The organism is Alcanivorax sp. 1008 (genome assembly GCF_020667895.1).
GTDB lineage: Bacteria > Pseudomonadota > Gammaproteobacteria > Pseudomonadales > Alcanivoracaceae > PGZG01.
Genome location: NZ_JAFMPS010000034.1, coordinates 1 through 10,347 on the forward strand (window position 1 = coordinate 1; position 10,347 = coordinate 10,347).

Genomic DNA, 10,347 nt, shown 5'->3' on the forward strand with positions numbered 1-10,347 from the left:
ATCGTGGAGATCCAGCGGCGGACAATCTGGCCCGGGCCATGCGCGCCAACCGATCGTTAGGCAGAGAACTGGATGCGGCGCTGCGCCAAGGCGTTGGCCCGGACACTGATGTGGCCGCTGAAGTGGCGGATTTTGTCGGCTCGGCAGAGCAGATTCCCGATTTTATCGATCGGCAAAAAGTCACCGAGGGTGGCCGGGTGTTTCGCTCCAAACTGGATCTGTTCGGATTGATCACCTATGGCTTGCCGGTGGGTATCTACCTGCAGGGCATGGTGCCGGCCATCACCATGGCGGTGCTGTTTACCAACCGACCCACTCAGGAGTCGGCAACTATTGAGCAGGCCCTTGCCAGAAAAGAGAGCAAGCGGCGCGGCATTGTTCGGGTGCTGGAAACATTTAAATGGTTTAACGCTGTTGCGGAAAAAGGTGCCGGCGATCTTTACACCGAGGAGTTCCGCGAGAACTGCCGCATACGGCTAGTGCATGCCCATATTCGCGCGGCCATCAGTGGGCACCAGAAGGAATGGAACTACCAGCCACCGTTAGCATGGGACGAGTCAGTGCTTGGTGTGCCTATGTCTGCGGCCGACGGGGCCATTGTGGTTGCCACCATCATGGTCACCATGCTTGGTATGCGCCGGCATCTACACAAGCCTATCTCCGATGAGGAGCTGGATGCCCTCAATCACTGGGTGAACTACTTGAGTTTCCTGCAGGGAGTGCCGGAAGAGCTGCTTTGCCAGAGCTGGGAAGAGACAGCAACAAAGCTGGCGGCCTTCATCCTCTGCATGGATCCAAACACTTGCCATAGCCCGATGCGCAGCTTCATGACCGAGCTACAGGATCTGGGTTTGGGGCGTGGATTGTTCGGCAGATTCAGACTGCTGGCGCGACTACTCGACGGTGTCGGAGCAGCAGCATTGACCCGGGTCTTTGACGACGAACTCAGGGCACATTTTGGTATCCGGCGGGCATCGGCGGGCGATCGCGCCGTCTACGCGCTGCTGCGATCCAGCGTGTCGCTGATGAATCAGGCCGCTGGCTTTTCCTCCAGTTTGAATCGCCGGCTTGACGGCCAGACTGTCAAATTGTGGCGCACGATCATGCCGGAGGCAGAGCGTATTTTAAGTCGCCTGCATGGGCGGGTGGTCAAATGATGATCAGCCCTTGATGAACGGAGGGAGGCAAGCCGGTCGGGAGCGACTGCCTCCTCTGGCTTGCTACCGGTCTGTTATCAAGATACGGGAACCGTCCATTTGCAGAGCCGATTCAATCGTCGGCTCGAAGTGAGATTCGATCTTATCCCGCTTGATCTTCATTGTGTGAGTCAGCAGTCCGTTTTGTATAGTCCAGGGATTGCGGCTGACTATCATGTGGCCGATCTTCTCATGATGCTCAAGTTTGGCATTGACGATTTGCAACAGGGATTCCAGGTTTTTCACCAGCTCAGGTTCATCAGTTGTCATGCCTTTTGGCGACAGTGTGGCCAGCATCATGGTGCTGACTCTTCCTGATCCGATCAGACATAGCTGTTCCAGAAGGGGCGATTCTGCAAGTCTGGCCTCGATAGGAGCAGGCGCAACGTACTTGCCCTTCGATGTTTTAAAGATCTCTTTGACGCGCCCTATCAGGCTAAGATAGCCGTCTTCATCTATAACCGCCTTGTCGCCGGTGCGAACCCAGCCATCAACGAGTGTACGATGCGTTTCTTCAGGCTGTTTGTAGTAGCCTGACATAGCGCTTTCAGATCTCATCAGCAATTCGCTGGTGTCAGGATCCAGCTTGATGTCAGTATTCAGGAAAGGTCTTCCGATAGTGCCGATCTTGCGAGCGCCTGGCATATTCGCGCTGCCAGTAAGGATCTCTGACTGCCCGAACATATCGTATAAAGGCAAGCCAATCGCTTCAAAAAAGCGGTGCAAAACCGGTGCTGTTGGCGCTGATCCGGTTATCAAAATACGGGTGCGGCCAAAGCCAAGTGCATTGCGAATCTGCTCCGCTATGGCTCCGCCATTATGAGGATCCGTAATTGCTGCAATAACCGATTCCTGGCTGCCGAATTTCTCAGCGACCCCGTAGGCAAACTTCTCCCACAGTCTGGGCACAGCAAAGAATACAGTGGGTTTGGCCCGCACTATATCCTTGGCAAAGGTTTCAAGCCCTTCGTTAAAATATACCTGGCAGCCGGTATAGTAGGTCTGCGCCATGATGATGGCCCGTTCCGCCATGTGGGCCAGCGGTAGAAAAGACAGCAGTACCTCATCCGAGGTGGCCTGTAGTCCACGCACCAGATTGACGCCGATGCTGCGATAGGCGCGATGACTGATCATCACCCCTTTGGGAACTCCTGTGGAGCCTGAGGTGAACACCAGGCTGTAGATGCTTTCTGCATCCGGGATGTTTATCTCGGCCAGAGGGCTTGTCTGGCTAACGACGTCATTCCATTGATAATGACAACGTCTTGAGGTGTTTCCCGGCAGGCCAATGACGAGGACGCCTTCGTCGATCTGCTCATCGAGCACTCCCGTATTCTCCGCAGGACCAACGAAAATAACCTTCGCTTCGGAAAGCTGCATGACATGGCTGATGTTGTTCTGGTCCATGGTGGTGAAGATAGGCGTGACAGTCACGCCGGCCATCTGCAGGGCAGTGTCTGCCATAAACCAATGGGCACTGTTAACGGAGCAGATTGCCCCATGATCTCCGGGCCTGACCCCCTTGGACAAAAGAAATGCGGCAACCTTTCTGGACTCATCAACTGCTTCAGCCCAGGTCCAGGTGCGGATAACGCCATTCACGGGCTGATGAAGCCACGCTTCAGTGCCACGACATTCCGACCAATGGAGCACCATTTCAATGGCGGTGGGAAAGGATTGTGTGGATGCTGACGGGTCTTCCTTGAAAGATTTCAGGTAGTCAGGGGCTGCTGCGACGTTCATGGGCAGTCTCATAGATTAGTCAGAAGGACGTGGCGGTGAATTCGTAATGCCTGCTGCCTGGCAATTCAGGCCTGTTCGATGGTAGACGCTTATAGTGGGGTTAGGTGAGTTGACAGTTTCAAGGGTCTGTTAACTCACCTGGCTGGCCCCTTGCTGGTTATCATCAGTGCAGATTGATCCGGGCCAACCACAACAAGGGGCCAGGCTTCACGCTCAGCGGCCCCGTGGCCGCATATCGAAAGTGTACTGGTTTGCCCATCGGAGGCTATTTTGACCCACGCCGATTTGATCGAAGTACTGCAGATGCAGAGAAGCGCGTATCTGAGTGCGCCGACAACAACTTATGACGCTCGGATAGCTAACCTCCGGACACTCAAACGTATGCTTGCCGAGAACCGGGAGGAGCTGACGCAGGCAATCTGCGCCGATTACGGAAACCGTTCCTGGCATGAGTCAACATTTGCCGAGTTTATCTCGGCGATGGGGGCGATTGATTACATGGTCAAGCGGCTGAAGAAGTGGATGAAGCCGCAAAAGCGTCATGTTGATCAAACCTTTTTCCCTGGCGGGAAAAGCCGGGTAATCCCGCAGCCCCTGGGGGTGGTGGGTATTATTGTTCCATGGAACTTCCCGATTAACCTTTCAATGGTTCCTGTCGCCACGGCGCTTGCCGCCGGTAATCGAGTGATGGTGAAGTACTCGGAAAATTCCAGAACTCTGGCCGCAAAACTTATCGAGATTCTGCCTCGATACTTCCATCAAGACCAGTTGGCAATATTTGATGAGACTGGAGGTGTAGGAATCGAGTTTTCGAAGCTGCCTTTCGATCTGATGATGTTTACCGGGTCAGTGGAGACCGGCAAGTCCGTGATGGCAGCAGCTTCCAGCAATTTGACCCCGGTTATTCTGGAGTTGGGTGGAAAGTGCCCGGCGGTAATAGACTCTGAGTACCCGATAAAGAAAGCCGCAGAACAGATTATCTATGCCAAGCAGTTTAATGCCGGGCAGGTCTGCCTGAATGTGGATTATGTTTTTATTCCGGAACATCGACTGGCCCGGTTTCTGGAAGACGCCAAGGTGGCTGCCATGGCTCTTGTTCCGGATATTCACAGCAAGGACTACAGCAGCATTATTGATGACAAATCCTTCGATCGGCTGCAGAAAATGCTCAGGGATGCTCAGGCAGGCGGCGCAAGGATTGTTAATCTCAGCGCTCAAGATCCTGAGAAGGAATCAAGAAAATTCCCTTTGCACATAGTTGTCGACCCTGCCAGTGATATGCAGATCAGTCAGCGCGAAACCTTCGGGCCTATTCTTACCGTGCGAACCTATCAATCCGAACAAGATGTTATCCGGTATGTGAATGCACATAACCGGCCATTGGCTCTTTATGTGTTTACCCGGGATAAGCGGCTCTCCGACAGGTATATTGAAAACATCATGTCGGGCGGCGTGACAGTAAATGAAGCCATGCTCCACGTGTTTCAGGACGATATGCCGTTCGGAGGCGTGGGCCATAGTGGGATGGGGCATTACCATGGCTACGAAGGCTTTGTATCCTTTTCCAAGTTGCGCCCGATATTTTATCAGCCAAGATTTAGCGCGTTCAGCTACCTTTACCCGCCCTATACCGCGACGTTAACAAAGCTGTTTGCATGGATCGTGAAATTCAAAAGTAAAGCTCGTTGATTTTTATTCCTGCCCGCGCGCAGCGAGGGTTAGATCCTGGTGATCAGGCGCTCAGTTTGACCAACTCCCCCAGATCCACCTGCCGCGCTTCCTCCAGATCATAATCCGCCTGCAAACCCAGCCAGAACTGCGGTGAGGTGCCCAGCACATGGGCCAGCCGCAGGGCGGTATCTGCCGTCACCGCACGCTGCCCGTGGACAATCTCGTTGACTCGCCGGGGCGGCACGCACATGGCCCGCGCCAGTCGGTTCTGGCTGATGCCGAGCGGCTGCATGAACTCTTCGAAGAGCACTTCGCCGGGATGGACGTTGGCTAGTCTGGCCATGTTTAACCTCGGTGGTAGTCGACGATCTCAATGTCGTTCACTTTGCCATCCTGCCAGCAAAAGCAGATACGCCACTGATCGTTGATGCGAATGCTGAAACTGCCGGCCCGGCTACCGCGTAAAGCTTCCAGCCGATTTCCCGGCGGCACTAGCAGATCATCCAGTGTCTGGGCGTTGTGCAGCATCCGCAGTTTTCTGCGAGCCGTGTTCTGGATGTCGGCGGGCAATCGGCGGGAAGCCCGCCCCGACCAGATGCCAGCTGTTTCCGGGCAACGAAACGATGTGATCGACATGGCGGACTATAACGCCTCTCGGTATATAACGCAAAGCGTTATGGTTGGCTTGGTGTGGGAATTCCCAAGGGCATTTATCGGGCGACAGGCAGCCCTGTGCTGGTATCGGCGATCAGCCAGACCTGGCGTACGCCAGAGGCAGTGCCATTGATATCAATCTGATATCCAAAGGAATTTCTCGTACCATTTGGCCATCCCTTCACCTTCTGGTACCTTCGCACTACTCAGGAAGAACACATAAGAACAGGGACCAGGATGTCATTCCCCGCCACCGTCGGCTTGATCTCTCGTTTGCGCCGGGCAACAGATCCCGCGCGCTCAGTTGCCGTGCCCCTCATTCAGTCGCAATCCAGCGCCCGCGCCGGCAGAAAGCCGGAAGTGATCAAGCTGCCGCGCTTCGAAGACAAACTCAAAACCGTGATCGAACCCTTCCAGTCACAGGAACGCGAAGGCTGGCACTCCAGCGACATGGCGCTGGTGTACCGCTACCAGTGGCAGGCCGACCAGGCAGAAAAACTGTTCCAGCGCTGCGGCATCCCTGTGAAGTGGCTGAAGCAGGCCAACAAAGCCAAGGGCAGGGCGCCCGCGCCGCAGCAAGCCGATGCCGTCAACTTTGTCGCCATGCATTCCAGCAACGGGCTGGAGTTTCCGGTGGTGGCGGTGGCGGAATTGCCGGATGTGGAAAAGTTGCTGGAGGAGAAGCGGGAAGATGAGGTCAGGTTGGCTTATGTGGCGATGACTAGGGCGACGGAGGTTCTGGTGGGATTGCGTTCTTAGGCACTCCCAATCCAATTTATGTGCTGACAATTATGCTTTCCCTATGTGATTTTCCTGTACTTAAAAAGAAGATGGATGCTCTATGAATATTGATCAAGGTAAAAAAAGTATATCATCCATAGTTTCTCGGTATTCCGATGCTAGAGATATGAACGAGGCTCAAACAAGATTTTCTATAATTGATGGCTTGATATCTGACTGTTTGGGCTGGAGTCGCGAAAAAATTTCTGTGGAAACGCGAGATGAAGATGGGCTCTTCTCAGATTATGAGCTCGGTGATCCGCGCGTCGTAATATGGGAGGCGAAAAGAGAGGGAATTGCTTTTGAGATGCCTCCTGGTGCTACCAAGAAGCGCATTGTTTCTATTCAATCACTTTGCATTATTTCGAAGGATGTTAAATCGGCTATTGAGCAGGTTCAGGGGTACTGCTCACGAAGAGGTGTTCAAATTGCTGTGGCGACAAATGGCCATCAGTTAATTGCTTTTATGGCGACAAGGCATGATGGTGTCGCGCCGTTGAGTGGTAAGGCGCTAGTTTTCTCGTCTCTTGGTGATATGCTGGAAAACTTTAAAACGCTTTGGGAGATGTTGTCTTTTGATGGTGTTCAGGAGAGAAGGATAGTTAGATATCTATCTGTTGGGGATTTTTCTATTCCAGCAAAGTTATCTACAAAAATTAGTGGGTACCCAAAGGCAAAAACTCCTTCTGCGTTGCAGGCCAATCTCAGGCAGCTTTCTGAGCTTTTGATTCAAGATATAGTCGAATCTGAAGAGATTGAAGAGATTTTTCTTAAGAGATGTTATTCGGATAGTGGTGCACTTTCGCATTATGCTAATTTGAGTAAAACGATTCTTGACGCAAGATACTCTGCTATGTTCTCGCAGTCCGAGGCGTCTCCAAAGGTGATTCCAGTTATCAGGGATAGGAAGTCTGGAATTGATCCGGATTTGATGTCAGAAGCTATGGCAAAAAGGCCAATTGTTTTAATTGGTGATGTTGGTGTTGGAAAAACATCCTTTGTAAAAAATCTGATTTATAACGAGGCAAAGGAGGAGTTGAAAAATTCCCTTTATGTGTATATTGATTTGGGGTCAAAGGCATCTCTTTCTCAGTCTTTAAAATTGTATGTACTTCACGAAATCGAGGGTCAGCTTCTAAGAAGGTATGGTGTCGATGTTCAAGAGTTTTCATTTCTTAAGGGGGTTTATGCATCGGAAATGACCAGATTCAAGTCTGGCTTGTGGGGTCAGAAAAGAGAAACCGATCCTGATATGTATGAGAATAAGCTTCTGGAGATGCTTGAGGAGAAAATGTCTTCTAGGGATGAGCATTTGAAGCGATCTTTTGCTCATCTTTCTAGGGCAAGAAGGCAGCAAGTAATTGTGTTTATTGATAATGCCGACCAAAGAGATTTTGAAATTCAACAAGAGGCATTTATTATATCGCAAGAGCTTGCAAAAGATTGGAACGCATTTGTTTTTGTTTCGGTTAGACCTCAAACATTTTACAGATCCAAGCACTCTGGTGCTCTCACGGCTTATCCTCATAAAGTCTTCACCATAGCGCCTCCAAGAATTGATGTTGTTATTTCTAAGAGGCTAAGGTTCGCCATCGATATGGCCGAGGGAAAAGTTCCAATTGAACTTTATGAGTACGTAAAGCTCAACTCAAAGAGCTTGTCCATCGTTTTAAATATTATGATTGATTCTCTCTCTAGGAATGAGGAAATTAATGAATTTCTGGTGAATATAACTGGCGGGAATGTCCGTGCTGTTGTGGAGCTTGTTACAAAATTCATTGGCAGTCCAAATATTGATTCTGAGAAAATGATTCAATCCGTGGAAGAGGGAAGGGGTTACATTGTTCCTATACATGAATTAATTAAGGCGGCACTGTACGCTGATTTCTCTTTTTATAGTCCTTCGGTGTCAATAGCATGTAACTTGTATGATGTGTCAACGCCTGATCCTAACGAACATTTTCTTTCTCCTTTGCTTCTTTCATTTCTTTCTCGCGATTCTGGGTATATAGATCGTGATGGATTTGTTTCTTCCTCTTCGGTTTTTTTTGAAATGCAAAGCGCGGGCTTCTCCGTTCATCAGATTGAGTTTTCAATTCGCAGGCTAGCAAATAAGAAGCTTATTGAGGCGCCGCAAAGAGTGACCTTTGAGGAGGACTCTTCTGGGCTGGTTGGTGATATACCGTCTGCTTTGAGGGTGACAACCGTTGGGGCATATCATCTTCAAAAATGGGCAACAAACTTTGCCTACATGGATGCGATCCTAGTTGATACTCCTATCTTTGAGTCTGCCGTCACGGATTCTGTTTTTGAGCATCTTGAGTCGTCTAGAATTGAGCATCGGTATAATCGTGTATTCGCGTTTCGTGATTATCTTAGCAGGTGTTGGGCGTCATACTCTGGCGCTCAAGATTATTTTGATTTCTCTTTGATGGTTTCTCAGGGGGATCATAGTTTTGATCGGGTCAAGGATTTTCTTATTAGAAATAGGCCTGGCTCTGTGTAGTTTCTTCAATCTATTTGCGATTGATTTTTTTGGCCGGCGCAGGAAAAGAGTAAGTGGCCTATATATATGTATTGTCAAATAAGGCAATTCCAGGTCTTCTTAAGGTCGGGATGACAATGGGGGAGCCGGTTGATAGGGCGTCCCAGCTTTCGACCACGGGGGTGCCAGCGCCATTTATTGTTGAGTGTCAATGGCTTTGCGATGATGAGCTTGTCCGGGAGCATGAAAAGAGCATTCATGATCTCCTTGATCGGTTTAGGGAGTTTGGAAATAGAGAGTTTTTTAGAGCTTCCGTTTCTCTGGTTGAGTCGGCTATTAGTCGATACTTTAATGAAGATGATATATCCATTAATGAATTGGTGATGGTTGAGTCCGCCAGATTGAATGGTATCGAGGCTGAGAAAAGCTTGGTCCGTAGCGTTAGATCGAGTATCAAATACAGTCATGATTCCATGCGTCAGGATTTCTTAGGTGGCGTGGAGGTTGAGAAGCGAAATATAGCTGGCGCATTTTCTGAGAGATTTCCTCCTTCTGCTATTTCTCAATCCGATTCCTTTCTTTTAAAAAAACATATTAAAACAAGAGTGGTTTCTAATTCTGGATGGAGGTTATGTTTTTCAGTTATAAGGGTGAAAGACCCTTCCTTTTTGCGAGGGACAAGAAAGGCGGATTGTTTAGTTTTTTCTATTGATTTGGTCATAAAACCTTTTTGGGGGAAAGAGTCTACCGTTCCAAAACTTGTTCATATTGCCTATGAATTAAAGACGGGGAGTATTGTTTCTGGTCATGATGACGCCAATTTTATCGGTAATCTTTTCTCATTTGATTTTCCTATGACGATCTTGGATGTCTTTGCCTTGTCGTCTACTCCTGGTCTGAGCGAAAAATGGACGGCTTTATTCGGAGATGCTGCCGAGATCAAGCGGGTTGTTGATCAGGGAATGCCTTGCCCGGCTTGCTCTTCTGGGGTTCTTGTTATTCGTCATCGAAAGCGTGATGGACGTTCGTTTTATGGTTGTGACCAGTGGCCTCAGTGTAGTTTTACTTATGATGCTGGGGATGAGTTGATTCTTGGTCGAGGGAAATCAGGTTCTTTTCTAAAAAAGCCTGCAGGTCGAGCGCATGCTGAAGCTGTTCCGAGGGCCTCCTCGATCATTGCCGCCAAAAAGGTCCAGCCTGCAAAGAGAAAGGCTTCCCCAGAGAAACCTCTCAATTCTATTAGGTATCATAGCGTTGTTTCTTTAGACGGAGAGGGTGAGTATCTAGTGCAGTCAGTCAGTAGTTGCTACATCTTTATCCAGACAAGGAGAGGCGTTAAGAAGGTCGAGGCGCATAGATGCAGATTGATTGGTCAGTAAGGCGTCCATAAAAAGCCCGGCTTCCGCCGGGCTTTTTATTACAACCAAGAGCAAATCCCCAATCAGCTCACCTGAGCCACCGGAATCTGCACCTTGTCCGCCACGTCGGTATATTCCTTCATCTGATCGAAGTTCAGATAACGGTAGATATCCTTCGACATGGAGTCGATGGTGTCGGCGTACTGCATGTACTCTTCCACGGTCGGCAGTTTGCCGAGAATAGAAGCCACAGACGCAAGCTCCGCAGAGGCCAGGTACACATCCGCGCCCTGACCGAGACGGTTCGGGAAGTTACGGGTGGAGGTGGACACCGCGGTGGACTTCGGCGCGATGCGTGCCTGGTTACCCATGCACAGCGAGCAGCCCGGCATTTCGGTGCGGGCACCGGCGCGGCCGTAGATGTTGTAGTAGCCTTCTTCGGTCAGCTGGTGCTGGTCCA

The 10,347-nt window shown here is 50.2% G+C and carries 9 protein-coding genes; 5 read left to right on the forward strand and 4 right to left on the reverse strand.

From position 1 onward, the window contains the following. Positions 1-1,157, forward strand: a 1,157-nt coding sequence (locus J1C54_RS15465) for an oxygenase MpaB family protein (protein ID WP_229149661.1), incomplete at its 5' end; no start/stop codon positions are given. 63 nt (positions 1,158-1,220) lie between these two features. On the opposite strand, the gene J1C54_RS15470 is transcribed toward J1C54_RS15465, so the two are convergent. Next, positions 1,221-2,939: an AMP-binding protein gene (locus J1C54_RS15470; protein ID WP_229149662.1), complete on the reverse strand. Its 1,719-nt coding sequence runs from the start codon at positions 2,937-2,939 to the stop codon at positions 1,221-1,223. A 270-nt stretch (positions 2,940-3,209) separates the two neighbouring features. Here J1C54_RS15470 and J1C54_RS15475 point away from each other — a divergent pair, with 270 nt between their 5' ends. Continuing rightward, positions 3,210-4,628 (forward strand): coniferyl aldehyde dehydrogenase, encoded by a 1,419-nt coding sequence (locus tag J1C54_RS15475; RefSeq protein ID WP_229149663.1) that lies wholly within the window; start codon positions 3,210-3,212, stop codon positions 4,626-4,628. A 43-nt stretch (positions 4,629-4,671) separates the two neighbouring features. Here J1C54_RS15475 and J1C54_RS15480 read toward each other — a convergent pair whose 3' ends face one another. Together J1C54_RS15480 and J1C54_RS16605 are read right to left on the reverse strand one after the other, a co-directional pair. Continuing rightward, positions 4,672-4,953 (reverse strand): HigA family addiction module antitoxin, encoded by a 282-nt coding sequence (locus tag J1C54_RS15480; protein ID WP_229149664.1) that lies wholly within the window; start codon positions 4,951-4,953, stop codon positions 4,672-4,674. Between the two features lie 2 nt (positions 4,954-4,955). Further along, on the reverse strand, positions 4,956-5,246 hold the full coding sequence (locus tag J1C54_RS16605; RefSeq protein WP_255612692.1) for a type II toxin-antitoxin system RelE/ParE family toxin: 291 nt from the start codon (positions 5,244-5,246) through the stop codon (positions 4,956-4,958). Positions 5,247-5,501: 255 nt separating this feature from the next. Here J1C54_RS16605 and J1C54_RS15490 point away from each other — a divergent pair, with 255 nt between their 5' ends. The 3 genes from J1C54_RS15490 (at position 5,502) to J1C54_RS15500 (ending at position 9,908) form a co-directional block, all read left to right on the forward strand. Next, the gene (locus J1C54_RS15490) at positions 5,502-6,023 is read left to right on the forward strand and encodes a 3'-5' exonuclease (RefSeq protein ID WP_229149667.1); all 522 of its coding nucleotides are present in this window, start codon (positions 5,502-5,504) and stop codon (positions 6,021-6,023) included. Between the two features lie 82 nt (positions 6,024-6,105). Continuing rightward, positions 6,106-8,550, forward strand: coding sequence for a hypothetical protein (locus J1C54_RS15495; protein ID WP_229149669.1), 2,445 nt, complete (start codon positions 6,106-6,108; stop codon positions 8,548-8,550). 53 nt (positions 8,551-8,603) lie between these two features. Beyond that, the gene (locus J1C54_RS15500; protein ID WP_229149671.1) at positions 8,604-9,908 is read left to right on the forward strand and encodes a GIY-YIG nuclease family protein; all 1,305 of its coding nucleotides are present in this window, start codon (positions 8,604-8,606) and stop codon (positions 9,906-9,908) included. 62 nt (positions 9,909-9,970) lie between these two features. Here the strand turns inward: J1C54_RS15500 and J1C54_RS15505 are convergent. Next, on the reverse strand, positions 9,971-10,347 hold a 377-nt coding region (locus tag J1C54_RS15505; protein ID WP_255612693.1), incomplete at its 5' end, for an aconitase family protein.

Bases quoted from the DNA above. Each gene is read 5' to 3' on its own strand.
- J1C54_RS15470 (WP_229149662.1), bottom strand. From the start codon at position 2,939: ATGAACGTCGCAGCAGCCCCTGACTACCTGAAATCTTTCAAGGAAGAC.
- J1C54_RS15480 (WP_229149664.1), bottom strand. From the start codon at position 4,953: ATGGCCAGACTAGCCAACGTCCATCCCGGCGAAGTGCTCTTCGAAGAG.
- J1C54_RS16605 (WP_255612692.1), bottom strand. From the start codon at position 5,246: ATGTCGATCACATCGTTTCGTTGCCCGGAAACAGCTGGCATCTGGTCG.
- J1C54_RS15490 (WP_229149667.1), top strand. From the start codon at position 5,502: ATGTCATTCCCCGCCACCGTCGGCTTGATCTCTCGTTTGCGCCGGGCA.
- J1C54_RS15495 (WP_229149669.1), top strand. From the start codon at position 6,106: ATGAATATTGATCAAGGTAAAAAAAGTATATCATCCATAGTTTCTCGG.